This is a genomic window from Sphingorhabdus buctiana, from assembly GCF_042680825.1.
GTDB classification, from domain to species: Bacteria; Pseudomonadota; Alphaproteobacteria; order Sphingomonadales; family Sphingomonadaceae; genus Sphingorhabdus_B; species Sphingorhabdus_B buctiana.
The window spans coordinates 44,784-69,636 of sequence record NZ_JBHUEL010000001.1; the positions used below are offsets into that span (position 1 = coordinate 44,784).

Consider the following 24,853-nt stretch of genomic DNA (forward strand, 5'->3'; position numbering starts at 1 on the left):
GCGCACCGCCCGAATGACTGTTGGTGATGTGCTTCTCGCTCTTCAATGCATTTCAGGCTTTGGCCGTGTTTTTGTTCACATTCGGTGCTTATGCGGGAACAACTTGTGGGGAAGCGAGAAACAGTTCATCTGTCGGCGCAGGAGGGAAGTACGCGTTGTTCATCAACTGGTGCTATAAGGGAATCGCAGAGAGCGCGAGCTTCGATGATGCGATGGCCGAGCGGGTGATTGCCGACACTGGTCTGCTGAGCAATTGGGTTGTCGCGAATGGCGCCGCCGTTTTGGCAAGTGCACAAGGAGCATCGCAGAATGCGCTGTCGGCCGCCGCGCTCGACGATCACGTGAACGATTACAAGAAGGTTGCGGCGACGACTCCGTACATCTCACTCGGTGCCGGATGCGTCGAATACCAGGGGCGAAAGATGCCAGCTATGGTGGTGCCGGCACTGGCTACCGCGCTCAACTTCGCGACGCGCGGCGGAAGAACACCGGGCTATATTTTTCGATTGTGGGTTGTCACCACGCCCAAGCCAGCTGCTGACATTCCGGGGCTCGCTGAGGATGTCCGGGATTTGAGGCTATTTTCCGGGTTTCACAAATATCACTATCAAGGCGAGGTGACGGCCAAGCTCTACGTGCCGCGACGTCAGGTCGCCTGGGTCATGAAGGTTGATGCTCGGGGTGATCCTTTGGACGCGAGCTGGACGGGCGGTGACAGTGTAATTGCCAACACGGATTTCATTGCGCCACATGCGGTTTCAAATGTGATCGGTTCGCTATGAGGCTGCCAGGCACCGAAAGCTGGTCGGACGCGGACATCGAGGCGGCACTCGCCTTCGCCGACAATCTACGCGTCGCGACCGTGTCGATCGTGATTGCAGTGCGCGACAAACAGCTGCCGGGCGGTCCGATCGCTGCTGATGCGTGGGAGCCCACCGATCTCGTTTACCAGCTCGGTGACGCTGCTGGCCTGGCCTTTGCGACTGGAAGGGTTCGCGATGGCCTGGTGATCGCGTCTTCGCTTTCAGAGATCGGCGGTCCGCCGCCCCGCATGACACTCATGCAGACGATTTTCGCTGCAACGCTTGGAGCGATAGCAGGTACCATTACCGTTACCATGGTTGAGGATGAGGTGAACATCGAGATGGGCGCAAGGCGCGTCTACGTGAGTTTCGACCTTTCCGACCATGGGCTGGCGCGTCGGCGGCATCTCTTCGAACTGATAATTCCCGCCGCATTCGCTTCGCCGACTTTTCTAGACAAAATTCATGGGTTGGCAATCGGTGGTTTTGATCAGCCATACCATCTCCCCCCGCTCGATATGTTCGCGCGACTGTCGCCGATGGTTCGTTTTGCGCGCGACTGGAGGCGGGAAAGTCAGATGGACCAAAGGCTGCTTTTGGGCAGCCTCCTTGACTATGAAGGCTATATCGGAATCCTCCAGGCAGATAAAGAGGCCTGGATGGAGATGCCTTTTCGAGGCTCTCTGATCGACTGGCCGTTGCTGGCGATGCTAGTCGGCATGCATCGCTGGTCCGACACGCCGGCGGAGAACGATCTCGTGGTCGGCCCGGCCACCCGGTTTCTGCATGATCTGGCAAGAGAGATCGCCGCGGCGACTTCCCCGAAGGAGGAGATGGGTGCCCCAGCTTAAGTCTGCTGACCGAAGCGTCCGTCATTCCGTCACTGGCGTTAAGGGCTACCGGTCGCGGCCTTCAAGTTCCCGACACCTTTCAAGGTCTGCCATTCGCCTTGGGCGAGAATGCCGCCAGAAATGCATGGCTGGCCGGGTCGGCAACGCTTGCGGGTTCCGCTTCGCGGTCATTTGCAAGGTGGACCGCCAGTCCCTCGGGTATCGTTGCATAGGCTGCGGCAAGATCAACAGCCGCTTCGGGTGTCGGGAGCGCGCCGGGTGCTGTTCCTTCCCAGACGAGCGGCAAGAGTTCGGTTGCCTCGCAAGGGCCGCGACCGTCGTCGTCGGGGACCCCGAAGACGATGACAAAATAGGTCGCAAGCGCGCGGTCCCAACCAATGGCGACCTCGTAAACCGTGCCGAGGCCCGTCAAGGGCTTCAGGCTGTGACGGCTCATGTCGGTGGTTCCTTGCCCATGCTCAATATTCGCTGACGAGCATGATGGTGAGGACGCGGTGGGTCTTGGCGAGGTCGGTCGGGTCCTCCGAACCAAAGCTTAAGCTCGGATCATAATAGTCGATCTTCCAGAAGAGCCGTTTGCCCCGATGCTCAAAGGCACCGAAATCGCGCTCGCCATGCGGATCATCGCCTTCGGCAAAGACATGCCCGCGCACCTTGCCCAGAAGTTCGGCCTGCACCGCAAACAGGCTCAGGCGATCGTCGGGATCGCAAAAGGCGTCAATGCACCCCCTGGTAAAGACGGTCCGGGACTGTTTGAGGGTCCCGGCGCGGCATAGATCGTTGAGACGCGCGCATTGCTGCGCCCGAGCTGCCTCGCTGTCAGTGGCTGTGGTCGTCGTCATCGTCACACTCCTGTTGGTTTGAACAAGAACGGCCGCGCACCCACGCGTCCCACAACGAGCCCACCCCCTTCCCTCTCGCCGTGATTGACGCGCGGTCTATGTTCATGTTATGTTTCACGGCCAAACAGGAGATGAAGATGGACCGGCACCCGCAAATTCTCGCCGATTTTGACCTCGATATCGGTTTGCGCGATGCCGCCTGCGACCCGGAATTGCTGCCGCAGCAACGGGTTGTCGCCAATCTCAGCCTCGGCATGGAGATTGATGATGCCTATCTGTCGGTCCGCGAGCTGCACCAAGCCGTGGATTGGGTCCATCACGGCGTGCCAGAAGGCAGGGCGAAGCTGGCTGCGATCCTCAGCAATGGTTGCGATGATTTCCAGCGGGCGCTTTACTTTGCGCTTGCCGGCCGCGGCGTGATCGAAATGCTCGATACGCTTGAATGGCTTCAAGGGCTGCTCAAGGCACGCGGGCGGATCGCCGCTTCGTTGAGCCGGGCCCGGATCGCGCGGCGACCGCTGGTGACACCTTATGTTGCAGCAGAGCCTGACGGCCCGCTGGTTTCGGCCGACAGCGAGTTCGAGCTTGGCGCTGCCTGGTCGGTCGATCAAGGACCGCGAGCCTGCTGAAACACCGGCTCGGTCGTGGCCGTGTATCATCTCAACCTTGCGAACATTTGACGGTGCGCGAGACGATATTTCCGGCGACTGCGCAATTGGCGAGCACAACCCGGTAAGGCTGGACCGGGTTACCGGTACGCACCACGACCGTGTCACTTTGCGCATCATCGGCGACCTGGACTGCGAGGCGGTTGGCGTTTTCGATACTGCACAGCCGTGCACGCAGCGGTGAGCGGCCGGCGTCCTTGGGGCAGGTGGTCATGGGCAATCTCTCTTGAACCCGTGGAACCAGGATCACTGCTTGGTGGTAGAACCGGGCACAAGCGACCAGCGCCGTTCCATCAGCCGGGAAAGTTTGTAGAGGACACGCGCGTCGGGACGCTGGAGCAGGATTGCGCGCTGCCGGCGCACAACCTCAAACTCGCGACCTTCGTAACCGTCGGTGAACCGGATGGGTTCAGGGAAAATCAGCCGGTCGCCGCTTTGGGGTTGTTTGCGGCCCGTGAGCAGCAGCCGCGCCCAGCAGCGTGCCCGCCATTCGCGAGCATAGTCGTTCGCAGGCTCGGTGAGCAGATCAAGGATCCGTGCCGGGCATTGGCATTCATTGGGGCCGCAGCTTTCGTCCATATCCTTATAGGCAAAGATATAGCCATCGCGCGCCTTGGGGTTCCACCGGGTCAGACAGACCACCGCAAAGACCGATTTCGAGCTATCCGCATCGTAATTTTCAACCGCGGCATAATAGACCTGCCCGACCATCGACGAGCGCAACACGCGCAGGCCGGTGGGTCGGTCCTTCGCTGGGTCGGGCGCGAAGGTGAGCTGTGCATCGAGATAGGCCTTGGGCCGCTTATGGCCGCCCATTCCGGCAGCCGTCATCGAGAGCCAACCCATGATATGTCTCCTTTCAGAGGTTCGCCCGAAAGTCCGGGCGCGGGAATGTGGGCGCTTTCAGGCAGCCGTCGCGGTGGGAAGCGCGTCTTGCCGGGCGTTTCCGGGGGCGAGACAGAGCTCGCGCTGCAAGGTTCTCGCGAACCGCGCCGCATCGATGGCCAAAGCGATGTCGGCGAAATGGTTCCGGTCGCCGCAATAATCGCGCCGTCCCTTGCAGCGCCTGTAGAGGATCTCGCGCCCTGGCCCCATGATGCCGCAACTGATCTGGACATAGAATTTCTCGGAATGGAGCGTCACTTCGCCCGAAACCGCGATACCGCCTACGTTGATGCGCAGGTCATAATCGTCCGGCACCAGCCCCAGCTGGCGCGCAAGCGCTGCCAATGCCGCCCGGGCTTCGCGGTGAAAGGCGCGCTTGGCTTCCGGGTCATAACCAACACCGCGCCGCGCGAGCGGGACCAGCGCGGGCTTGGCGCGCAGGTCGGCAATCCGCTCGAAACAGGCCTGCCGTATGGCACCGTCCGCCGGATAGCTTTCCGCTGGATCGAGCCCCGATGCGACGCGACCCAGATGGCGGCCAAGCAGGATCACTGCGGGGTCACGCTCGATCTCGCAGCCAGCGTTTCGTGCGTCTTTCATGGCATCGACCAGCGCGGCGCAGGCATTTTGGATCGTTGTCAGCCCCTCGGGCTGGAGCGCGCGGGCAAAGCGGAATGCTAGGTCATAGTTCATTTGGGGTCTCCCCGCCCGTCTCGCCCGGGCGCACGAACAAAGTTCCCCCTCGCCTTTCATTGTCGCTCAGGCGGCGAGCTGCGCAGTCGCAGCGTCGTTGGCGGTGCAGGCGCGAAGCCAGGCCACCGCCTGCTCGGCCTTGGCGGCGGCATGGATGATCGCGGTCTTGTCGCGCTCGAGCACTTCAATCCATGATGCGATATAGGACGCGTGGCTGTCGTGAAGGCTGGCGGGAAGACCGAGTTCAGCCGAAATGAAGGACTGGCCCAGGCAGGCGACCAGCTCCTCAAAAGCATAGGCCTTGTCGCCGAAGCGCTTGCCGAACTGGCGCTTCAGCCGATGCGTCGCGCCCGTCGCGTGGACGCATTCATGCCCGCGCGTCGACCAATAATGATCGAGCGACTGGAAATGCCGCGCCCGCGGTAACTGGATATGGTCGCTTGTAGGGCTGTAATAGGCACGCTCACCGCCATGACGGACGGGCACGGGAATGGCGTTGAAGAAGTCCTCAATTCCTGCGCGCTGCTCGACCGGATCCTTGAGACAATCAGCGGGCTCGGGATGATAATGCGCCGGCAAGCCCTCAATCTGGTCTGCGTTGAAGACCGCATAGCATTTGAGGAAGCGGAAGACCCGGCCACCTTGCTCGGCTGTTTGCGCGCGAGCAGCCGCCTTTTTGGCGGTCGCATAATAGACGCTGATCGCGTACCGCTCGCCTGCCCGGACTTCGGCCCCGAGCTCGGCTGCCTGCCGTGCGGTCATCCAATAGGGGCTGGCAAACCCGCGCGCATCGGCGACCGCCCAGAGATAAAGCGTGTTGACGCCTGTATAGGGCAGGCCGTTATGGCGCGCCGGGCGCATCCCGGTCGTCGACCAGGGTCGAACCCAAGGCGCCGTTCCGGCACGCAGTTTGTCGAGAATGAGCGCGGTGACGGTCGCCGCCGCGTCGATCTTGCGAAAGCGCATATTGGGCTCCTCAGCTGCGTTGAAAGCAAGTGCCGCGCCGCCGCTCAAGCGAACGGCGCGGCAAAGTCGGATGCGAGCGGTCAGGCTTCGACAAAGTCCTCCACGTCAAGCTGTTCCTCACCTGCGCTCTCGACAGGTTCGGCGACCGGAGGCTCCACCGGATCACCTGCATCGCGGGCATCATCGCTGACAGCTTCAGTTGCCGCGCCGAACCGGATTGCATCAGGGACCCAAGCAATAGCCGCAGTCTTGACCTCCGTCGCGACGATGGTCTCGCCTGCGAAGAGTTTCTCGCAGGTCTGGGACAAGTCGCCCTTTTTGCTTGCCATGTAGCTCGCCGCCATCGTCGTCCCGCCGATGTCGGTGATGTGGCGGAGCAATTGCTGTTTGCCGACCCGGTCAAAATAATTGGCTGCGGTTGGGCGCCAATGCTGGGCCGCATCGATCTGCATCAGCCCGGCCAAATGATCGTGCAGATCATTGCCGCTCGGACCCTGATGACCAATGCGCGGACCGCCGATGCTGGGCTCGAGCGATTTGGCAACGACATAAGCGAGCCAGCCAGCCTTGGCGTCATCGTCGAGCCCGGCAAAGGCCTCGAAGCGGGCGACGGTGGTTTCGTGTTCGGTCCAGCTCGGATCCAGCCCGTCGCGGACCTCGGCAAGTTGCTCGAAGGCTGGCGAAGCCGGATAAGCGTCGAGATAGCAGGAGGGTTCGGGCGCGCGGATTGTCGTACCGCGCTCATCGCGGCCATAGGTCGGGGTGCGATCGGCAATGGCAAATATCAGCAAATCGAGCGCAACTGCCGGGTTAACCGCCAGGTTGGCGGCGAGAATGTCGCGCCGTTGGACCGACAATTCGCCAATCAGCCGCTGTGAGAGCGGCTTGATCGCCACCTCGCCATTTTCGCCGTCGCCCGTGCCGTCGCCAGCCCCGCTTCCATCGGTGCTGCCGTTCATTGCTGCCGTGCTGCGTTGCTTGCGTGGCGCAGTTTCGCTGTAGAGCGTTGGGTCGATGACGGGCATGCCTTCAGCATCCAATATGACAAAGCAGCCCACGCTTGGTTTGAGGTCGTCGGACACAATACCAGGCTTGTCCTGGATGCGCGCGAGTTCAGCCTCGAGTTTCGCATACCGGTCCTCGAGCGCATCGGCATCGCCGTCGTCGTCGAGACCCTCCTCAAACTTGGCTTCGATCTCGGCCATTTCGTCCGCGATGGACGCGATGCGGGCCTGTTCGTCCTCGCTCAAAGGTGCGGGCTCAACATGCACGGGATGCAGCGCTTCAACAGCGGCATGGTCGACCCGGGTGCCAACGAGCGGACGTACCCAGCCATAGCCAGTCTTGGTCGCGACCTCGACCGCAAAGGCCTGCAGTTTCTCGCCAGCGATCCGCAGGGCGATTTCGCTGTCGAGCCACTTGTCACCGGTTTCGGCTTGGAACAGGTCGGATTCGATCCGACCTCCGGCTTCGCGATAGGCGGTTTCGCCGACATAGCGGGCGATGGGCGAGGTCGAGGGCAGCGATGCATGTGCGATCATGCGGCGGATGGTGTCGGCATTGTTGCCTTGCCAATGGTTCGCCATCTGCTCCCACACCATCAGCTGACGCTCATGGCTCGCGGTGCTTGCATAGGCTTTGGCGATGTCGAGCGTGATCGTGCCTTCATCAAGTGCCGCAAAAATCGGCTCGGCCAGATCGGCAAGCCGCAGCCGCGCTTCGATATGGCGGCGGGTCAGCCCCAGACGCCGGGCAATGGCATCGACATCGCTGCCTTCGTTGATGAAATGCTTGAACGCGCGGATTTCGTCGGTGACGGTCATCTTCAACTGCAGGAAATTCTCGGCAAAAGAGACTTCGCTTTGCTGCGCCGTATCGCCTTGGAGCGACCGGCAATCGACGCTCGCATCTTTGGGCCATTGGTCCAGCTCAACAAGCCGGTTCATCGCGCGCAGGCGACGACCGCCTGCGGTCACGCAATAATGGCCCTTGGGCTTGGCCATCGGGGCGACGACAAGGTTCTGCAAAAGGCCGTTCTCACCGATATTCGCGGCGAGCTCGTCGATGAAGAGCTGGCTGTCATTCTTGCGGACGTTGGCGGGCGAAAGATGCAGCTTGGAAAGCGGAATCTGGATGATGCTCATCTGGGGTCTCCAATCAGGGTCAAGGCGCGACACATTGCAGCGCCACTCCTACCCACCCCCCTCCCCTCTTGATGTCGCAGGTGCCCTCAGGCGAGCAACTGGGCGAGGATCTCAGGTGCCGCATCAAGCGGAATGAAGACCCGCGTCTTGTAGGCGATGATTTCGGTAAAACAGCCCATCGCCTTGAGGTGCGGCAATTGTGCAGCTTCCAGCCCCGCAATCTCGAGCCGCTTCTGCCCATTGACGCGCGCTGTCTTGATTGTCGCATTGAGCGGGTGTTTGAGCGCGTAGCTGCGCCCGGCAAGGATCGCTTGCGCGAGCTTGTCGGGGGCGAGCACCACCCGGTCACTGACCCCGAGCCGGTCGAGCACGCCCTCGACATAGATGTCCGGAATGCGCCGCCCGAGCCAGCCATTGCCGGTCTCGTCGAGAATGCGCATCACGGACAGGTCTTCCTTGGGGAGAGCACCCCAGATGGGCAACAGCAGGCCCGTCGCCAGATAGAGCGTATCGGAAACCAGATCATTGGCATCTTCTTCGAACTCAACCTGCCAGGCAGCCTCGAACTCGGATTGGGTTATGATCTCCCAGGCACTTTCGGCCAGGTTGCGTTCGAGAATGAACTCGCTGCGCAAGGGCCGGACCAGCTCGAAGCGGATGAGCGTATTGCCCTGATCGTCCATATGCGGGTGTGCGGGGATGCGGAGCGCAACCTTGCCGCTGCGGCCATTGCGCAAACAGGCGGTGCGTTTCATCTCTGTCATCGCCTTGAGCCGATCCAGCGCCAGCGGCTGGCGGCGGCGCTGGGTGAGAATTTCAAGGAGGTGCGAAGTCGCCCCGGTTTGGGGATCGGTGCGGATGATGGTGTCACCCAAGAGTTCGCAGCGCTCGACAAGCAATGTCTCGACCCCGACATCGAAGGTGCCTGCGTCCTTGGCAGCCGAGACACGGGTTTCGACAAGCGCGATGAACTCGTCGAATATCGCATTCTGGGTGGCGATCCGAAGCGCCAGCAGCCGGTTGAGCCAGCGCTGGATCGGCGGCAGATCTTCGCAGATCACGCCGTCTTGGTCGGTCAGCTTCAACCCTGTGTCGCGTTCGAAGCTCGCAAGCGTGCAGCTCTGGAGCTTGCCGCGCACCAGCAAATGATACCAGTCGATGAGCGCAGCCTTGGCGTAATCGCTTTCAAGATTGTCCGAAGGATCGAACAGATTTTGCCCGCCGGTCTGGCGCTGGCCGCGGGTGAGCGCACCCAAGGCATCGAGACGCCGCGCGATCGTACTGGTGAAGCGCAATTCACCTCGGCAAGTGGTGGTAACCGGACGAAACAATGGCGGCTGCGCCTGATGGGTGCGATGCGTCCGGCCCAGCCCCTGGATTGCCCGATCCGCGCGCCATCCCGGCTCGAGCAAGAAATGCACACGCCGCGCCTGATTTTTGGCGTCAAGGCTGGCGTGGTAGCTTCGCCCGGTGCCGCCGGCATCCGAGAAGATTAGCACCCGTTTGGTGCCGTTCATGAAAGCCTGGGTCTCGACCAGATTGGACCGGGCCGAGCGGGATTCGAGCCGCTGGCCGCCGTCAGCCGATCGCATCAACCGTTTTGACCGGCCCGTCACTTCGGCAACCATGTCGGGACCGAAGCGCAAGAGGATCGCATCAAGCGCTGAATGGATGGGCGGAAGCGCGCAAAGTTGTTCGATCAGCGCATCGCGCGCCGCTTCGGCCTGGGCATTGTAAACCGCGTTGCCACCGGCATCAAACATTGGCCGCGAGCGGGTTTCGCCGGTCTGGTCCTGATATTCGACCATCTGCCGGGTCGGGAAGGCACGGACCAGATAGTCGATCACCAGCTCGCGCGGCGAAAGATCAAGGTCGAGTTCCTCGCGCGCCTGCGGATCTATATCGGCAAGCCGCCGGTCGAGAATGGCCTCCGCAGTCGAAACCAGCTGGATCACCACGCTGTCGCCCTCGTTCAGATGCTTGTCGATCGCGGGAAACAGCGATGGCAGTTTCATCGACAGCAATATCTGCCCGAAGAAGCGCTGCTTGGCGCTCTCAAAGCGCGATCGCGCGGCGGCTTTGGCCTGTGAGTTGAGCGTGGCATTTTCCAGCGCATCGACAATGCCGGTGATCTCGAGCGCTTCCTCCATATTGCGGTGAATGATCGACCAGCCTTCAGCATATTGGTCGTATATATCGATCTGGTCCAGGGTCAGATCGTGCTGAAGGATGTCATATTCGACCCCGGCAAAACTGAGCGCCCGCGAGAGATAGAGCCCGCTCGCCTTGAGATCGCGGGCTACCAACTCCATCGCTGCAATCCCGCCTTCGCGGATTTCGGTGATGAACTTTTCGCGGGATGCAAAAGCGGTTCCGGGACCCCAGAGGCCAAGCCGCACGGCATAAGCCAGATTGTTGATGTCGGACGCGCCCGTCGCCGAGGCGTAAAGCACGCGTGCTCTGGGCAAGCGGTTTTGGAGCATGACGCCAGCAATCCCCTGCAAAGAGCCATCTTTTTTGCCTATCGTGCCTTCGCCACCGGCGACCCCGCCGAGCTCATGGGCTTCGTCGAGCACGATCACGCCTTCAAAATCGGCGCCCGCCCAGGCAATGATCTGGTCGAGACGGGTCTCATCGACCCGCGCTGATCGGAGCGTTCCGTAGGGCACGAACAAAATGCCTTCGGGTGCCGAAATGGACTGGTTGATTCTCCATGCGGCCAGCTCAATGAGGTCGGCAGACAAGCCGCCGAGCGCTGTCCAATCGCGCCGTGCATCCTCGAGCAAGGGCGCGTTCTTCGAAATCCAGATGTGCCGACGCTTGCCGCGCAGCCATTGATCCATGATGCAGGCGGCGGCCTGCCGCCCCTTCCCGGCGCCAGTGCCATCCCCCAGAAAGAAACCGTAGCGATAGGCGTCACCATCGGCGGTTTCGCTGATCTGGACCGATTTGGGATCGACGACAAAGCGGCCCGGTAGCTCGCGCGACCAGGCGTCGCCTGCATAAACTACGGTTTCCAGCTGGGCCGCCGACAGCAGCCTTTTTGTGACAATCTGTTCGGGAAGTCGCGGAACATAGACAGGCTTGGGGGCGTTGATCGAAGCCATGGCGGCGGATTCAACCAGCATCGTTGGATGCTCGCCCGCGTCGGTCAACACCAAACGCGAAGGGCGAAAGCATGAATAGACGCCCTGCTGTTCGCCTGCAGGAGCAGGTTCATCAAGCACGGTATAGCCAACATCCGCCACTTCATTGCGCTGTGGCGCGCGCACGATGACCGGACGTGGTGCTGCAGATTTGACCGAACGGAAGAGCGAGAGCTTGCCCGATCGCGGCAAGGCCGGTCTTTCCGAAGGGGCCAGCAACGCCCGGGGGGGCACTGTGGAAATCGCATCAAGCAGATTGGCGGGGGTCGCGCGGTTGATGGTCACGCTGGAGAGTGAGCCCGGCACCTTGTCGATCACGTAGAGCCGCACCGCAACCGATGTACCGTGTTTGGCATAAGCCCCCCGGTCGAGGCGCAAGGATTGAACAACGCGCATCCCGTCGAGCGTCGTGCGAAACACCTGCTCCATGCGCGGGCCAGAGGCAAACCAGTCGGGCATGATTGCAACGGCGCGGCCACCGCGTTCGAGCCGGTTGAGGGCCGAGGCCAGATGGCGGGCAGCTGCATTGCGGTCACTGCCGCGCCCCAGCGATATCGAGAAAGGCGGGTTGATGAGAAGGACGCTTGGCCGGCGATCGACTGCGCGCAGCGTCGCAATCCGGGCACCGTCATGTTCGCTGACGTCACAGTCTGGAAAGATCTGGCGGAGCAAATGCGCGCGGACCGGATCATATTCGTTGAGTTGGAGCGAGGCCCCTGCCCGCTTGGCGAACGCTGCAAGCAGACCCGTCCCGGCGCTGGGCTCAAGCACAATGTCGGATGGTGTGATGGCGGCGAGGTGAGTCGCAAGCCAGCCAATGTCCGCAGGCGTCGAGAATTGCTGGAGTTCATATTGCGCTTCGCTGCGCACGGTTTGGGTCGGAAGCCGGGCAAGCATTGCCGTGATATCAGCAAGCTCCGCCCTTGGATCGCTTGCCCGAGCGCGCTGCATCACCCAAAGACAGACTGCCGCTTCTAGCGCCTCAAAGCTTTGGCGCTGCGTCCAGGCCCCTGTCGCATCAGTAGCCCCAAAGGCGCGTTCCATGGCCGCATTGAGCGCAGCTCGGGTTATCAATTGATCTGTATAGATAAGGCTGTGGATGTCGCGGGCGGCAAGGTCGAGCCCCTCCCCCAAGTCTGTCATCATGCGCATGGCTGGCCTCCTGATGCCCGTACCGATCGTCCGGCACGCCAGGCCCAGCCCCCCTTTCCTCACATAAACAGTTGGTCGGCCCAGTCATTTGCATGAGTCGGTGGGGGCGCATGTTCGACCTCCAATCCCTGGGCACTATAGGCGATCACGGCCTTGCGCTCGGCCGCCTCGCCCTCGGGATCATTGTCGCGCAGCAAAATGACCGTACGCACTTCAGACGGAAAACGGACCTGCGGCAGCCGCCGCGCCCCCATGCTCGACCAGGCCGGGATGCCGTGCAGTTGCGTAAAAGCAGCCGCAGTCTCGAATCCTTCGGCAAGTGCCACAGTTTTGCCCGCAACATCGTTGGTCCAGGCCGCGCCGATGGATTGGCCAAGGACAATCTTGGCGGTGCAGCGCGCGGTAGCAGGATCAAGAAACAATCGCTGGATTGCCGTCAATCGGCCGCCAAGGTGCATCCCCACAATGACTGCCGGTTCAAAGGTCGCGGCTTTGCCTCGTCCGCGCGGACATTTTGGGTGAAAACGTACATTGTTCAGCGGCTTGGTGAGCCTGCGGACGTCGCATAGATAACGCTCGCCCAGCGTTCCTGCGATCCTCTGTGAACCTTGCCAAATTGCCCAATGGGGGTTGCCCGACACTCTGGTTGGGCGCTCGATTTTCTCTTTGTTGGCGGAAAGAATGGGTGCCAATCGCGCGATGGCCCTGAGTACATCTTCGCTTGCACAGCCGGCAAAGCAGGTCACAAGAATCGCGCGGTCGCCCTGCCGGATGCTGAGCGACGGCGTACGGTCTTTATGTGCTGGACAGCGGCACATCGCGACATTTCCGTGCCAGGTGCCCCCTAGGCGGGCGACGAGCTGCAGGGTCTGGATTGTAGGCTTGTTGGCAATCGAACGCATGGTGCACCTCCTGCCTTACCGATCCCCCTTCCCTCCCGTCGCTGGTTGCCCGCAGATATTGTCGTTGGAGCGCCCAAGGTTGGGGGTTATACCCTTCAAATCCAATCCATAAAAAATCCCCAAACGCAGTGCGGGAGTTTTCCAGATTCAGGGATTCTAAGATTCAGGGCCATATTTTTGAGCAAAGCCAATGCGTTAAGGGCCGTCTTCATGAGGCCGCGGGGGCTGTAGCATGTGCGCCCGGGGGCTTCAAAATGTGGAATCGGGGGACAGATCGTGAGCGATTGGGGGATTATATGAGATATCGGGGGCGCCACCGATTCTGAATCAACTCAGCGCCATAAGCGACTGATTCACAGGGGCCTTGTTCAACAGTTAGCGACGATATTGCGCCATTCGATTCGTTTTACATGAGCAATTGGGGGTAAGCTCCGATCGAAGGCAGCTTCTTATGAGCGGATGGGGGCTGGTCGTCGACGAGCTGTTCAAGCCAGGCGGAAAATCGTGGATGATCTATTCGCGCGTCATGTTCATGTGAGCGATTGGGGGATGGCGCTAAAACCGCCTATTTCCGCAGCTTTGCGAAGGCCTTCATGTGAGTCGGCGGGGGTGGCCCGATTCTCGATCAAAAGGGGTATTTTCCCGGCATCAAGAAGCCCTCGTCATTGTGAGAAATCGGGGGCTTTCGGCCAAAAGCCGCAGGAATCCAAACCCTTTATATGAGCAATCGGGGGCTTAGAGTGAGTTGCTTAGTGTGAGCCACTCATGCTAAGAGACTCACATGGAGGTTGAGGCACTAGTCGAATCAGACTCGCCACAAGTTGGCCTGACCCTTCGTGTTGCCGAAAGGATCACGAAGAGCAACCAGGATTTTGTCAGCAAGCCAGGCGAGCTGGTCGAATCCGAGTTTGAAACCGGTTCGTTGAGCGCTGCTGCCCGCAAGGCATTTGCACTGATGCTGCGCAAAGCCGGAGGCGACGCGGCCGAAGACCGTGTGTTCACCATCACCAAGAAAGAACTGCGCCGCTCGCACAAGGGCAATGAGCGCATTCAGGCAGTGATGGACGAATTGATCCGCGTCATCGTCCGTATCAAGACCACGTCAAGCAAAGGTCGACCAGCAACCCTGTCACAGTCGCTTCTCTCGCGCTGCGTTGAGGAAGTGGCTGAGGATGGTTTGAGCGTTGTCGAGTTCGAGCTGTCCGATGCACTGCGCACGGTTCTGCGCGGCTCTGATTATTATGCGCGGGTCAATCTGGGTGTGACCCTGTCGCTCCAATCCCGTTATGCGTTGACACTCTACGATCTTGGTTGCCTGGTCATCAACCGGCAGAACCGCACGGTCAAAATGTCGATCGAGGATCTGAGGCGCCGGCTTGGCGTTCCCGATGGCAGCTTCAAAAATTATGCCGAGTTTCGGCGCGACGTCCTCAACAAGTCCAAGGCCGAGATTGACCAGCTGGCTGATTTCACTGTCGAATGGAACGAGATCAGGGGCTCGGGGCGCGGCAATCCGGTGAAGGAAGTGATGCTCAACTTCATTCCCAAGCCGAACGAGGATCAGGAGGCAGCGGCGCGTGAACTCGATCGGCCGCGCATCGGCCGCAAGGCGCGCCGCGATGGAACGGTCGAGCAGATTGTCCGGACCCCCCTCCCCCGGATCACCCAGGAACCGCTATTCCCTTCAGACTCGCTCCATTTTTGCGGGGACCAGAAACTGCTGACGATCGTATCCGACCATGGCGGCGGGTGGGACAAAGACATCGTCGCTCAAGGCTATCGCAAGTTCATGGGCGACAAGTTGCAAACGCTCCGCGGAGACAGGCTCTACAAATCCTGGGAAGGCTATTGCAAAGGCTATGTTAGGTCGCACGGCCGGCCTTGAAGTTTCAACGCGATGTAGAAATCGTTAGTTCGCTGAAAATTTTGTTTGCGCTTTTCACAGCCTAGGTGCTTCGAAATCTGCCAATTATGATTCAACGGGCGGTGTTCAGCAGCGCTCCTTCGCGTCCGATCGTGAAAGAGATAGCCTTCTACACCCGCCAGCATCTCAACCTCGATATCGATTTGCCTCCATCGCGAAAGCAGCTCGTTCTGCTAAACAAGGATGAAGTCGATGCCGCAGTTGCGGCTGCGGAAGCGGCAACGGTCGAAGCTATGCGCAAAAACGGTCATCTCGCGGAATGATTTCGAGACGCGCGGCACCAAATTGGCCGGTCCGACGCGGTGCTGCAACCAACCAAGCTAGAACGCTTCTTCGGAGCAATTATCGGGCTATTTCGCTTCCGCGCATTTTTGAACGTCTTTGGCACAATCGGGGGTGCGCTCCGGCGGCGGGATGACCGTAGTAGCCTTCGACGGTGGCTCTAATGCAGGCTGTTGGTTTGCTGGCGGTCTGGCCTGTGTCCGCTCGATAGGAGATGGATTGGCCTGTGGAACCGAAGTCAGCACACGTTCTACAACAATAACTTTAGGCACCGGCAGCTGCTGCACCGTATTGCGAAAACCCATAGCGTAAAAAAGCGGATCGAGCAGCAGCAGGAGGACGAACGTACCGAAAGCCCTCAGAAGGTGTTCATGAGTCACTCGGATGCGGGTGATCTTGGCGTTAGGCGCCCGTGATTTCGGAGAGGCGGAATTCGCCGCACGGGCCGGAAAGCGACAAGCCCGCGGGATCTCCTTCTTCCATCACCAGCTCGTGCTGCGGCAAATCCTCGGTGTTTAGCCGGATGAATGGCAAACCGCGACGGCGCATCTCGAGTACGACAAAATCTGTCGTGACATCGCGCTTGTTGGTGACGAGCAAGATCAAGCCGAGTTGCCCGTTCACCAGTATGGGTTCAACGCCTCGTCGTCTCGCTCTTGCTGGACGTCGGTTTTGGTTGTCCGCGCCGGAAGGCAGAGCGATGCATCTTCGTCGTCCGCCTCTTGGCGAACCTTTGTAAAGGTCCCCGTTTCCATCGATCCAAACTTCGCGGCATCGTCATCGTCGACCTCGACGTGTGTCATTGTCTTGCTTTGCGTCGCGACGAGCGAACCGCCTGCGACTTCGATGATCGGAACTTCTCCCTCCTCACTATCGATCACCCACACATCCAGCTTCGACGAATAGCGGCCTGGCATCTCCGCCTCGGCAGAGCGCGGCGTGGCAAAGCGGAACAGAAACGGATCAGGAGCGGTGATCGACGAGTGAAAGCTCATTTGCTTCAGTCCCTCATAGCGGTTATCATTTTAGAACGTATAGAGAATGCGGGTCGGGAAGGTAAGTGCCTAGATGATCAATTCGGTTCGGAAGAATGGTAGATGACGTTTTCTAAGTCTTTTTCGTCTATCCAGAAAAAGATGTCGTTAGTTTTGATTGCGTGAAGCCGGCTGAACTCCGCCAGCGCGTCCAGCGCTACATCCATGGCGACTGCAGAGTCGCAGATCTCGACCGGATCTTTTTGGGTTTGCGCGACCACTGCTACGGACTTGCCACCATTCGAGAGATTGGCGACTTCGTCGCGCATCGCAATCAGCGGGAAAAAGGGCCAGTAACCGACAAGATTAGAGACATCCAGCTTAGCCTGGAGTCCTGGCTCAAACAGGGCGAAGGCCGTTTTCCTGACCTAGCAACGGCCAAACGGATCAGTGCAGCCAACCTACGGACAGCCACTGATGCGCAACTGGATGCACGTCTGAATCTAAGGCGCGAAGTAGTGAAATCCGCTCTCAACCAAGCCATCAAAAAGATGCAGAGTGATCGCTTCGAGAAGCTGACACAGCGGGAGCGAGCGGTCTTCAACTACCTCTCGGCCGCATTCATCTGGAACCCGGCGTTTACAGATGAACAAGTGACCGAAGATTTAGCGGCCCTACTCATCAAGTGCGGGGCCCTGTTGGAGGAAGAACGTCACGCATTTGATGCGAACCAAGCCTTCCTTGCGCTATATGTCACAGCATTGATGCACGATTCGACGGTGGTCATGGATGGCGGCTCACGGTTCGAGCTTGTCGCAGGCTTTGCCAACGATGAGAACCGGATCGAGGTAAAGGCGCGCATCGAGCTTGCGGGTTTTAGCAAATCTGTCATCGCTCCAGTCTGTGTGTTCTGGACCAAGCTGATCGGCACAGAGCACTGTTCAGACGATCTTGCCGCAGCGCCCGGTGATTGGAGTGGAGCGATAGAGATTGATCCCTCGGGTCGCCTTGCACGCATCGTCCGAACGTGATCGCTATTCCATGATCAGAGACTTAGTTGGCGTCGTGCATCAACGCTTCGGATGCGGGCCTCCGGCCTGTGGGTTTGGAAACCAGCTGTGCCCTGCCCTCTGCGCCAACAGTGTTCGTTCGAAATTTTCGAGACTCTCCAAGTAAATTTGCTCACATCGTCCCAGAATTCTGCGATTGAATCAGAGAGTTAACGGAGATGGTCCATACGCAGCTTTATGCACTGAGCGCTCGGTATCGATGTCTTGGTTAGGTCAAGGTTCGGTGCGACATGTCCGGAATCCGCCTACATATTTCGGACATGAATAAATGGACATTGTCCGAAATCCTGCTACATATTTCGGACATGAGCGATGTGCCATCCGGTCTGAAAGCACAAATTCTCGATCGTATCGGCCGGGGAGCACAGGGTGCTGTCTGGACACCGTCCGATTTCCTCGATCTCGCCGGGCGTGATGCCGTCGACAAGACGCTCCAGCGCTTGGTCAAAGGGAGCGATCTGCGCCGGATCGACCGAGGACTCTATGACAAGCCGAGCTTCAACTGCCTGACACAAAACGACAGCGCCCCCGATCCTCGGGCGGTCATCGATGCCGTCGCGCGCCGTGACCAGATTCGTGTACTGGTCGATGGCATGACGGCGGCAAACGATCTCGGCTTCACCAATGCCGTGCCCGCGAAGATCGTTGTGCATAGCGAGGCGCGCCCGAAGTCGATCAAGCTCGACAATCTCACGATAACCTTCAAGCAGACCGCGGCCAGCAAGCTGTTCTGGGCCGGGCGCCCCGCCATGCGCATCGTCCAGGCGCTGCACTGGCTGCGCGACACCATGTCCGGCGGCGAAACCGACCAATGGCGCGGCCGGCTATCATCCCTGCTGGCCGACACCAGGCACGGCGCTGTGCTCAGGGCCGATCTTGCTGATGGCCTGACCACGCTTCCAGCCTGGATGCAGGATATGCTGCGGCCGCTCGTGAGCAGCGAGATACCTCTGGCATGAATGCCGCTTTTGACGAAATCCTGCGCGCAGACGCACGAACACGCAGCGGGCTGTTCATCGCCACGGCTCAACGCCTCGGAACGACGCCGCAGAATGTCGAGAAGGACTTCTGGGTTTGCTGGACGCTGGATGCGCTGTTCAACGGATTGGGCGCGGGACCGCGCCTGCTCTTCAAAGGCGGCACCTCGCTCTCCAAGGCATTTGGGTTGATCGAGCGATTTTCCGAAGACGTCGACGTGACCGTCTTCCGCGACGATCTGGGCCAAGCGGCATCGATCGAGGAACTTGCGGCGCTCAGCGGCAAGAAGCGCCAAGCTGCTCTCGACGCGATACGCAGCGCCTGCGAGGCTTACATAAACGGGCCACTGGCCGAACGACTGGCCGATATCTGCGCCGAAACCTGCGCGCGCGCAGGATTTGGAAAGGATGCCATTCGCGTCGAGCCTGATGCGTACGACGGCCAAACGCTCATGCTGGTCTATGCGAGCGTGACGCCGACCGATGCCTATATCGCCAAGTCGGTGAAAATCGAATCCGGAGCCAAGTCGGCGCTCGACCCGCATTCACGCCGGACGATCACGCCCTATGTCGATGCCGATGTCCCGGATATTGACCTCGCTGTGCCCAACGTGACCGTGGTCGATGCCGAGCGGACATTCTGGGACAAAGTGGTCATCGTTCACGGGCTGCGCCGGTGGTATGAAATACGCGACCAACTGCGCGGCAACGGCCAGCGAATTTCGCGTCACTATTACGACCTTTATCGCCTGATCCACTCCGAGACTGGCAAGGCCGCGACGGCAAATCTGGAGCTTGGCGAAGACTGCGTTGTTCACGCCCGCATGTTCTTCAACCGGCCCGACTTCGACCTGGCGTCCGCACGCGTCCCGACATTCGCGTTATGCCCGGAAGGCGCCATGATCGATCAACTGCGACAGGACTATCAGGCAATGAGCGGAATGATCTTTGGCGATCCGCCTCGGTTCGATGATGTGATCGAGGCCATTGCCGAGCTTCAAAATTCGTTAAACGCTGCCGCATGAAGGGGTTTCTCAAAGGATTGTTCGGCGGTGGCCGTGAAGTGGAACGGGCAGCTCAACCCGGTCGCGCCGTACCCCTGGAAATCGAGCCATTCGGCCACGGGCTTGTCAGCATTCCCAGCCTCGACTTCTTCGGCCCACATGCCGCATCGCCCAATGGCCGGTTTCATCTCATCTGGCAGGACCGAAACCCGGAAGGCACTATCAGCGGCCATCGCTATGAAGGCCACGGATCCTGGTCCTTGTTGAGCGGCAATGGAAATAGGCTGGCTACGGGCCGTCTCGAAAGGCCGCAGCATGGTCATGTCGCAGACACTGGCACGTTCATCCTGAGCGACTGGATGTTCGGCGATGGCTTGAGCGGCAGGCTCGTCGCCTTCCGCGCCGATGGTCACAAACTCGTCGAGCGTGAGTTCTCGGCCAACCTGGCAAGCAGCGACGTCTCCGCCGATGGCCGCTTTGCAATCTGCCAGACCGCCAATGCACCAGGCAGCGCTGACAGTTGCCGCTATTTCCTGTTCGATCTCGACCAGGGCTGCGAGATCGCGAACTGGGAGCAGGAAACAGGCTGGAGCGAAGACTATGCGTTCGATCCGGCCAACCGCCGCGTCTATTTGATCGGCAAAGAAGGTGAGCGCGTCGGCTATGATTTCGGCGGAGCAATGATCGATCGCGAGGGCTGGCAGCGCAATCGCATAGCGACCGGCGACATCCGGATCATACGGTCAATCTCGGACGCTGCTGCTGGCGAGCTTTCGCAGGAACAGCGGACTGCCATATTTGCCGGGCTCGACGTTGCGGAAGCTAGCGCAGAGGTCTGGCGGCAGGCGCAAGCCCTTCGCCTGCGCGGCGAGTTGCACGAGCACGCCGGAGAAACCGAGGCAGCGATCGCCGCTTATGACAAGGCGCTTTCAATAGATCCTCAGGTAGGCGTCTCCAGGAAACTGGCAAAACTGCAGCGAACTGCCGTGCCGAAGAACTCGGCGCGCGCGACAGTCAGGATTGGGAAATTCGAGCAGCAAGCCCAACGCTTCGGCATCGAGCATGAAGTTATCCACCTCGAGCGGGGGGCTGGAAAGGAATGGCGCCTGCGCCGGGACGATACGATGAAGCCGGTGGAACTGGCGGCGCTCGATCACTATGCGGCAGATGGGTGGAGCGGTGCCGCAGCCGAGGGCGGGCTAATCCTTACCTTGATAAAGGCAGCATCGTTCAATCCCCTTCCCCAGCGCCATGCCGACACATTCATTGAGGCACTCTATGCCCAGAATGTCGCTTTTCCCGAGGACCGCCTCGATCATGAACAGCTTCTCGGGACATTGGGCAACGCTTCGCGCAGGCAGGTCGAGAGCAACTGGGCGATCATTGCGGCAACCGCGGGTCATAGCCCGGCATATTATCCGGCGGTCAGACGCGAACATGTCCTCGGCCTTTTCGACTGCCTCGGCACTAAGCGGTTGCGCGAGATTGCCGAGCGGTTCGCCCAGGCCCCTTATGATCTGCGTGCTGGTTGGCCGGATTTGACGCTGTGGCGTGAGGGCGAAATTCGATTTGTCGAGGTTAAGGCTCCTGGAGACTCGATGCACGCAAGTCAGGCTCGGCTGATTTCCAAGATCCTCGTGTCGCTTGGATTCAGAACCGGTCTTGCCGAGATCCGGCCAGGCTGACCGGATAGACTTGCGGTTGGCCGCATCCAGCGATCACCGAGACGGCAAATGACGCCGAGGGCGGTGAAGCTGAACCATGGCGATAAAGCGGGCTCCTAGGCCAGAACTAGCCCCAAGTAGGGCTGAAGTTGAAGTATGCCCCTCCCCTGCCCCGGCGTTATGTCTGCGTTTGTTTATAGTGCGCGATCAAGATCATGATCGTGTCTGGGATTGATCGATTCAGCTCGTCGCAAAGCGCATTGAGCGCCGCCTGCTCGCTTGGCTTCATCCGAAAGTTTATCGCCTTGGTCCTGGTTTCCAGGTCCCCTCGCCTCCTGGGGCGCCCTCCCCTGCCCGTGTCTGGCGCAATATTGGCAACCGGAATTGTGGCTGGCAGCGAGTCTTCAATTGGCTTAGGGGCAAAGGCGGAAAGCGTATCAGTCAATGACGGCTTCGAGTCAGCCGATTTGGGCGCCTGTGTCCGCGCAAAGGGATCGGGCGGCGTTGGACGTTCTCCCATGGCCTATTTCCTTTCTTCTGCTTCGGAGGCCTTGATGTCTTCGATTGCCTGGTGCAGTATCTCTGCCGCATATGCCCTGGGCTTTTGGGCGTTGGCTACGCCTTGCTCTGCCACTTCTTCGAGCGTCAGTCCGTAAAGGTCCATCGCGGCATAAGCATCGTACTGACGCAGCTCGGCGTCGAAGACCGGCGCCTTGTTGCGCGTGGCGTTGACGACATGGCGTTCGTTCTTCGACATGATCAGCGGGTTGGTCATCGTAAAGAGGATGCGATGCGGAATGGGCCGCCCTCCCCTCATCTCGACGATCGCTTCCATATCGACATCGAGCAGATTGGCGGTCGCCGCGGCGTCGAGCGACGTTGCTTTTTGCGGAATGATCCACATGTCGGATAGCGATGCGGCCCATTGCATGCGCTGTGAGCGCATGCCGGCAGGATCGACGATCACGAACGGATATTTGGCGGCGGCATCCTTGATATGGGCGCGAATATCGATGTCGCGATTGAGGTTGGAGGCATCGATCACCGTAATCCCGTCCTTGGCCTGCCATTTCTGGTACCAATTATAGGCGCTCAGCTGGTCATCGGCGTCGATGATGCAGACTTCGGACCCTGCCGAGCGGATTTCTGAGGCAAGCGCGAGAACGGTGGTGGTTTTGCCGCAACCGCCCTTCGATGATCCCACGGTGATGACTGGCATAGGAGACTCGCTTTGCATTTGTAACGTGACATGTAACGCGCTTTCGCCTCGGAAAGACAAAGCACATTGCCGTTCGATAGTGCAAGGTAACGTGATAGCGCAAGCGAAAACGCACTATAAAAAGCGTTGCAACGCGAAAGCGCTAGACAATGCGAAGCGCATTGCAAGGCGATAGGTAACGCACAATGTAAAGCGCTTACACTCGGAAAGTCGCAGCTAATCGTCAAAACGATCCAATGTCGCCGGCTCCTCATCGACCGAATAGGACCGAAGCCAGGGCGCTTGTGCCCACCCAAGCCGAAAGCGCTCCACATGTCCATAAGCCGGGGCAGGGGGGCTGTGCCGCGCAAAGCCCGCGGCCACTAGCTGTCTCAACATCTTCCGCGCGCCAGGCTCAGAACAGTCCAGCAACTTGCCAAGCAGGGCAGGGGCCAATTCCCCGATTCCAGCCAGATAGGCATAGGCCAAACCAAGTCGGGAATGGTGTCTAAGCCCGGAAAACTCAGCTTCAAAGGCTCTTTGCCCATGGATAGCACCCAAAATTGCCTCTGAGAGCGTATGGGCAGACCCAGCAAGGGCCGAGCGCAAAGCGCGATCGCGCCATGATCTCGACCGATCAAAGCGCAGCATTTCACGCAGGAAGAGGGCGGGGAAGGGGGGTGACGCTTTAGTGCCCCCCAGGACCTTCATATGGAAAGCGCCGGCGAGGTTTAGCGCCCAGCAAATATCGCGGTCGTCCAGTTCTTCAAGCTTCTGACACCGATCGATCAGCAAGGCGCTACGACCTGTAGGATCCAGATCGACCGGAAGTCGCTGCAGCTGGTCGCAGACCTCAAGGAGCCTTTGCTGCTTCTCTTCAAATTCGCTCACATAGATGAGGCGTTCAGGGCCTGATAGGGCAGGGGAGTGCGCCCGAACCGCCGCGACGGCCGATCGAAGCGGTGCCCATTCGGCCAGCTCATCGACCAGCGCCGCGAACAGACGCAGTTCATAGCCATTGTCGAGACTAAAGAGAGTGCGGCCGTGGCCTATTCCGCAATCAACCCGGTATTGTGCCCAGAGCTTCGACAGCAGCCGGTAGGCCAGGATGGCGGTGACATTGTCGCGGGACGTCTCTGGTAAAAGTGTGAGAAACGAAAGGCTTGCACCGGCATGGCCGAGCATGAAAATGGCAAGGGCAGGGCTTGTCGAGTCGGTGATGGCGATCATCCCTTGCACAATTCCGGCTCCTCGCAGGTCGAGCGCGATGAATTTGGAAAAACCTAACTAGCCCATTGGGTTTGCTCCGTCTAGAGCCTTTCAGCCACTTTCCGTAATAATATGTTACGGAAACTATATACCTGGACAATCCCGCCGCAAACCGGCAAATAGCGCGCTATGAGCACGCTTCTAAAACCGGAGGCCGTCAATCGGCCCTCCATGGCCGCACAGGCTGCCGAGAGCGTTGTCATCGTGATGGCAGGGGCCGACCAACTGCCGGTGCGCCGAAAGGGTGGCGCCAAGCCTGTCAGCGTCGACCTTTTGGCGGCATTGGTGGAAGCGGCGCTGCCCGATGGCTTTGGCGGCGTCAGCCGAATCGGCTTTGAAACCGCGTGGGAAGCCATGGCTCCGGAAACCCGCCGCGCGCTCACCGATGATCTGACCTGCTATCTGGGCTGGAGCGCTTCCGAAAAGCGGCAGGCCTTTCCGGCAGACCCCGAAGATCTGGTGCGCTACCTCAGATGGTTGGAGCAGGGCAGGGGGTTCAGGCCTGCAACGCTCACCCGCCGCATTGCCAGCATCTCCCGAATCCACCGCATGCTGTCGCTCTCCTCCCGCGACACCCTGCCGACGCGCGCGGCCATGGTCGCGGATGCGCTCAAGGCTGCGCGCCGGCGGAGAGGCAGCCAGCAGCGACAGGCCGCAGGCGTCAGGCTGGGACCAATGATGAACCCGCAGGACGAAGTGGAAGGCGTGACGCTCGCCATGCTGTTCTCTGTTTGCACAAGTGATTTGCAGGGCTTGCGCGACGGTGCGCTGCTCGCGGTCGCGTTCGAGTCCGGGCTGCGCGTCAGCGAACTGGCTGCGATCCACATACGCGACGTTGATCCGCAGGCCGATGGGCGCGGGATTTTGACGATTGGCAAGACCAAGACCGATCAGGAAGGGGAGGGGCGCTACGCCTGGCTTTCGGTTGATACGATGCGGCGGATCGGGGCGTGGTTGGAGGCGTCCGGGCTTGAAGACGGGCCTTTGTTCCGCCGCGTGGGTGTGGACCGGCGTCAAGGTCGCCCCGCGCGCGCCCCACAGGACTATTTTAGCATCCCGGGGCATACCAGACATTGGCAGGAACGTTTGCAGGGCAGGCCCGCTGAGCCGCCTCTGGCGCGCTATGCCATTGGCGAGGGGCCGCTCACAAGGCAAGGCATTGGCGTGATCTACAAGCGGCTGGTGCGCGCGGTGATCGACGAAGGCATGGTCGAACTGGAGCCGGGTAGGGAAGGGGACCTTGTCCGGGCTATCAGCACACATTCGATGCGGGTCGGGCTCACGCAAGATCTGTTCGCCAGTGGTGAAGACGGGGCAGGGGTGTGTCAGGCAATTGGCTGGAGGTCGGTATCGACCGCGCTGCGCTATGTCCGCAAGCAGTCAGTCAAGGGTGGGGCAGTGTCGCGGGTGATGGATGGGCTGCGACGTTGAAAAATCCG

General features: G+C 60.1%; 24 protein-coding genes. 10 read left to right on the forward strand and 14 right to left on the reverse strand.

What is annotated here, in order from left to right; all coding sequences use genetic code 11:
- Window positions 1–26: 26 nt before the first annotated feature.
- Window positions 27–782 carry a hypothetical protein gene (locus tag ACFSAG_RS00235; protein WP_381510427.1) on the forward strand — a complete coding sequence of 252 codons (756 nt, stop codon included), beginning with the start codon at window positions 27–29 and terminating at the stop codon, window positions 780–782.
- Entirely contained in the window at window positions 779–1,654 is an 876-nt protein-coding gene (locus ACFSAG_RS00240; protein WP_381510429.1) for a hypothetical protein, read from the forward strand. Before ACFSAG_RS00235 ends, ACFSAG_RS00240 begins: the two co-directional genes overlap by 4 nt.
- A gap of 79 nt (window positions 1,655–1,733) precedes the next feature.
- Here the strand turns inward: ACFSAG_RS00240 and ACFSAG_RS00245 are convergent, their stop codons facing one another.
- Entirely contained in the window at window positions 1,734–2,090 is a 357-nt protein-coding gene (locus tag ACFSAG_RS00245; protein WP_381510431.1) for a hypothetical protein, read from the reverse strand.
- 22 nt (window positions 2,091–2,112) lie between these two features.
- Window positions 2,113–2,496, reverse strand: a complete 384-nt coding sequence (locus ACFSAG_RS00250) for a DUF3768 domain-containing protein (RefSeq protein WP_381510433.1) — start codon at window positions 2,494–2,496, stop codon at window positions 2,113–2,115.
- A 137-nt stretch (window positions 2,497–2,633) separates the two neighbouring features.
- Here ACFSAG_RS00250 and ACFSAG_RS00255 point away from each other — a divergent pair, with 137 nt between their 5' ends.
- A complete protein-coding gene (locus tag ACFSAG_RS00255; protein ID WP_381510435.1) occupies window positions 2,634–3,125 on the forward strand; it encodes a hypothetical protein in 492 nt (163 codons plus the stop codon).
- A 31-nt stretch (window positions 3,126–3,156) separates the two neighbouring features.
- Here the strand turns inward: ACFSAG_RS00255 and ACFSAG_RS00260 are convergent, their stop codons facing one another.
- From ACFSAG_RS00260 to ACFSAG_RS00290, 7 genes are all read right to left on the reverse strand, one after another.
- Window positions 3,157–3,378, reverse strand: coding sequence for a hypothetical protein (locus ACFSAG_RS00260; RefSeq protein WP_381510437.1), 222 nt, complete (start codon window positions 3,376–3,378; stop codon window positions 3,157–3,159).
- A gap of 32 nt (window positions 3,379–3,410) precedes the next feature.
- The gene (locus tag ACFSAG_RS00265) at window positions 3,411–4,010 is read right to left on the reverse strand and encodes a DUF6927 domain-containing protein (protein ID WP_381510439.1); all 600 of its coding nucleotides are present in this window, start codon (window positions 4,008–4,010) and stop codon (window positions 3,411–3,413) included.
- Between the two features lie 57 nt (window positions 4,011–4,067).
- Entirely contained in the window at window positions 4,068–4,742 is a 675-nt protein-coding gene (locus tag ACFSAG_RS00270; RefSeq protein ID WP_381510441.1) for a hypothetical protein, read from the reverse strand.
- Between the two features lie 66 nt (window positions 4,743–4,808).
- On the reverse strand, window positions 4,809–5,708 hold the full coding sequence (locus ACFSAG_RS00275; RefSeq protein ID WP_381510443.1) for an ArdC family protein: 900 nt from the start codon (window positions 5,706–5,708) through the stop codon (window positions 4,809–4,811).
- An 80-nt stretch (window positions 5,709–5,788) separates the two neighbouring features.
- Window positions 5,789–7,852 carry a ParB/RepB/Spo0J family partition protein gene (locus tag ACFSAG_RS00280; RefSeq protein ID WP_381510445.1) on the reverse strand — a complete coding sequence of 688 codons (2,064 nt, stop codon included), beginning with the start codon at window positions 7,850–7,852 and terminating at the stop codon, window positions 5,789–5,791.
- 86 nt (window positions 7,853–7,938) lie between these two features.
- On the reverse strand, window positions 7,939–12,141 hold the full coding sequence (locus ACFSAG_RS00285) for a strawberry notch-like NTP hydrolase domain-containing protein (RefSeq protein ID WP_381510498.1): 4,203 nt from the start codon (window positions 12,139–12,141) through the stop codon (window positions 7,939–7,941).
- 68 nt (window positions 12,142–12,209) lie between these two features.
- Window positions 12,210–13,052 (reverse strand): DUF7146 domain-containing protein, encoded by an 843-nt coding sequence (locus tag ACFSAG_RS00290; protein WP_381510447.1) that lies wholly within the window; start codon window positions 13,050–13,052, stop codon window positions 12,210–12,212.
- 781 nt (window positions 13,053–13,833) lie between these two features.
- Here ACFSAG_RS00290 and ACFSAG_RS00295 point away from each other — a divergent pair.
- Both ACFSAG_RS00295 and ACFSAG_RS00300 read left to right on the forward strand, forming a co-directional pair.
- Window positions 13,834–14,937, forward strand: coding sequence for a replication initiation protein (locus ACFSAG_RS00295; RefSeq protein ID WP_381510449.1), 1,104 nt, complete (start codon window positions 13,834–13,836; stop codon window positions 14,935–14,937).
- 86 nt (window positions 14,938–15,023) lie between these two features.
- Window positions 15,024–15,239 (forward strand): hypothetical protein, encoded by a 216-nt coding sequence (locus tag ACFSAG_RS00300; protein ID WP_381510451.1) that lies wholly within the window; start codon window positions 15,024–15,026, stop codon window positions 15,237–15,239.
- A 421-nt stretch (window positions 15,240–15,660) separates the two neighbouring features.
- Here the strand turns inward: ACFSAG_RS00300 and ACFSAG_RS00305 are convergent, their stop codons facing one another.
- From ACFSAG_RS00305 to ACFSAG_RS00315, 3 genes are all read right to left on the reverse strand, one after another.
- Entirely contained in the window at window positions 15,661–15,882 is a 222-nt protein-coding gene (locus ACFSAG_RS00305; protein ID WP_381510452.1) for a hypothetical protein, read from the reverse strand.
- Window positions 15,879–16,253, reverse strand: coding sequence for a hypothetical protein (locus ACFSAG_RS00310; protein WP_381510454.1), 375 nt, complete (start codon window positions 16,251–16,253; stop codon window positions 15,879–15,881). Before ACFSAG_RS00310 ends, ACFSAG_RS00305 begins: the two co-directional genes overlap by 4 nt.
- A 77-nt stretch (window positions 16,254–16,330) precedes the next feature.
- The gene (locus ACFSAG_RS00315) at window positions 16,331–16,561 is read right to left on the reverse strand and encodes a hypothetical protein (protein ID WP_381510455.1); all 231 of its coding nucleotides are present in this window, start codon (window positions 16,559–16,561) and stop codon (window positions 16,331–16,333) included.
- Between the two features lie 189 nt (window positions 16,562–16,750).
- Between ACFSAG_RS00315 and ACFSAG_RS00320 the strand changes: the two genes are divergently transcribed.
- From ACFSAG_RS00320 to ACFSAG_RS00335, 4 genes are all read left to right on the forward strand, one after another.
- Entirely contained in the window at window positions 16,751–17,263 is a 513-nt protein-coding gene (locus ACFSAG_RS00320; RefSeq protein WP_381510457.1) for a hypothetical protein, read from the forward strand.
- Between the two features lie 269 nt (window positions 17,264–17,532).
- On the forward strand, window positions 17,533–18,261 hold the full coding sequence (locus ACFSAG_RS00325; protein ID WP_381510459.1) for a DUF6088 family protein: 729 nt from the start codon (window positions 17,533–17,535) through the stop codon (window positions 18,259–18,261).
- Window positions 18,258–19,304 carry a nucleotidyl transferase AbiEii/AbiGii toxin family protein gene (locus ACFSAG_RS00330; protein ID WP_129405169.1) on the forward strand — a complete coding sequence of 349 codons (1,047 nt, stop codon included), beginning with the start codon at window positions 18,258–18,260 and terminating at the stop codon, window positions 19,302–19,304. Before ACFSAG_RS00325 ends, ACFSAG_RS00330 begins: the two co-directional genes overlap by 4 nt.
- Entirely contained in the window at window positions 19,301–20,968 is a 1,668-nt protein-coding gene (locus ACFSAG_RS00335) for a VRR-NUC domain-containing protein (protein ID WP_381510461.1), read from the forward strand. Before ACFSAG_RS00330 ends, ACFSAG_RS00335 begins: the two co-directional genes overlap by 4 nt.
- Window positions 20,969–21,470: 502 nt before the next feature.
- On the opposite strand, the gene ACFSAG_RS00340 is transcribed toward ACFSAG_RS00335, so the two are convergent.
- Window positions 21,471–22,184 (reverse strand): ParA family protein, encoded by a 714-nt coding sequence (locus ACFSAG_RS00340; protein ID WP_129405172.1) that lies wholly within the window; start codon window positions 22,182–22,184, stop codon window positions 21,471–21,473.
- Window positions 22,185–22,382: 198 nt separating this feature from the next.
- Complete coding sequence (locus ACFSAG_RS00345) at window positions 22,383–23,375, reverse strand: hypothetical protein (RefSeq protein ID WP_129405173.1); 993 nt, start codon at window positions 23,373–23,375, stop codon at window positions 22,383–22,385.
- A gap of 168 nt (window positions 23,376–23,543) precedes the next feature.
- Between ACFSAG_RS00345 and ACFSAG_RS00350 the strand changes: the two genes are divergently transcribed.
- A complete protein-coding gene (locus tag ACFSAG_RS00350) occupies window positions 23,544–24,845 on the forward strand; it encodes a site-specific integrase (protein ID WP_381510464.1) in 1,302 nt (433 codons plus the stop codon).
- Window positions 24,846–24,853 lie beyond the last annotated feature (8 nt).

What these genes read in the sequence shown, in the direction of transcription:
- ACFSAG_RS00290 (WP_381510447.1), bottom strand. Translation starts at nt 13,052, where the DNA reads ATGCGTTCGATTGCCAACAAGCCTACAATCCAGACCCTGCAGCTCGTC.
- ACFSAG_RS00250 (WP_381510433.1), bottom strand. Translation starts at nt 2,496, where the DNA reads ATGACGACGACCACAGCCACTGACAGCGAGGCAGCTCGGGCGCAGCAA.
- ACFSAG_RS00330 (WP_129405169.1), top strand. Translation starts at nt 18,258, where the DNA reads ATGAATGCCGCTTTTGACGAAATCCTGCGCGCAGACGCACGAACACGC.
- ACFSAG_RS00350 (WP_381510464.1), top strand. Translation starts at nt 23,544, where the DNA reads ATGAGCACGCTTCTAAAACCGGAGGCCGTCAATCGGCCCTCCATGGCC.
- ACFSAG_RS00285 (WP_381510498.1), bottom strand. Translation starts at nt 12,141, where the DNA reads ATGACAGACTTGGGGGAGGGGCTCGACCTTGCCGCCCGCGACATCCAC.
- ACFSAG_RS00260 (WP_381510437.1), bottom strand. Translation starts at nt 3,378, where the DNA reads ATGACCACCTGCCCCAAGGACGCCGGCCGCTCACCGCTGCGTGCACGG.
- ACFSAG_RS00340 (WP_129405172.1), bottom strand. Translation starts at nt 22,184, where the DNA reads ATGCAAAGCGAGTCTCCTATGCCAGTCATCACCGTGGGATCATCGAAG.
- ACFSAG_RS00275 (WP_381510443.1), bottom strand. Translation starts at nt 5,708, where the DNA reads ATGCGCTTTCGCAAGATCGACGCGGCGGCGACCGTCACCGCGCTCATT.
- ACFSAG_RS00240 (WP_381510429.1), top strand. Translation starts at nt 779, where the DNA reads ATGAGGCTGCCAGGCACCGAAAGCTGGTCGGACGCGGACATCGAGGCG.
- ACFSAG_RS00280 (WP_381510445.1), bottom strand. Translation starts at nt 7,852, where the DNA reads ATGAGCATCATCCAGATTCCGCTTTCCAAGCTGCATCTTTCGCCCGCC.
- ACFSAG_RS00300 (WP_381510451.1), top strand. Translation starts at nt 15,024, where the DNA reads ATGATTCAACGGGCGGTGTTCAGCAGCGCTCCTTCGCGTCCGATCGTG.
- ACFSAG_RS00270 (WP_381510441.1), bottom strand. Translation starts at nt 4,742, where the DNA reads ATGAACTATGACCTAGCATTCCGCTTTGCCCGCGCGCTCCAGCCCGAG.
- ACFSAG_RS00325 (WP_381510459.1), top strand. Translation starts at nt 17,533, where the DNA reads ATGTCCGGAATCCGCCTACATATTTCGGACATGAATAAATGGACATTG.
- ACFSAG_RS00265 (WP_381510439.1), bottom strand. Translation starts at nt 4,010, where the DNA reads ATGGGTTGGCTCTCGATGACGGCTGCCGGAATGGGCGGCCATAAGCGG.
- ACFSAG_RS00255 (WP_381510435.1), top strand. Translation starts at nt 2,634, where the DNA reads ATGGACCGGCACCCGCAAATTCTCGCCGATTTTGACCTCGATATCGGT.
- ACFSAG_RS00295 (WP_381510449.1), top strand. Translation starts at nt 13,834, where the DNA reads ATGGAGGTTGAGGCACTAGTCGAATCAGACTCGCCACAAGTTGGCCTG.
- ACFSAG_RS00345 (WP_129405173.1), bottom strand. Translation starts at nt 23,375, where the DNA reads ATGATCGCCATCACCGACTCGACAAGCCCTGCCCTTGCCATTTTCATG.
- ACFSAG_RS00235 (WP_381510427.1), top strand. Translation starts at nt 27, where the DNA reads ATGTGCTTCTCGCTCTTCAATGCATTTCAGGCTTTGGCCGTGTTTTTG.
- ACFSAG_RS00245 (WP_381510431.1), bottom strand. Translation starts at nt 2,090, where the DNA reads ATGAGCCGTCACAGCCTGAAGCCCTTGACGGGCCTCGGCACGGTTTAC.
- ACFSAG_RS00315 (WP_381510455.1), bottom strand. Translation starts at nt 16,561, where the DNA reads ATGCGCGACGAAGTCGCCAATCTCTCGAATGGTGGCAAGTCCGTAGCA.
- ACFSAG_RS00310 (WP_381510454.1), bottom strand. Translation starts at nt 16,253, where the DNA reads ATGAGCTTTCACTCGTCGATCACCGCTCCTGATCCGTTTCTGTTCCGC.
- ACFSAG_RS00335 (WP_381510461.1), top strand. Translation starts at nt 19,301, where the DNA reads ATGAAGGGGTTTCTCAAAGGATTGTTCGGCGGTGGCCGTGAAGTGGAA.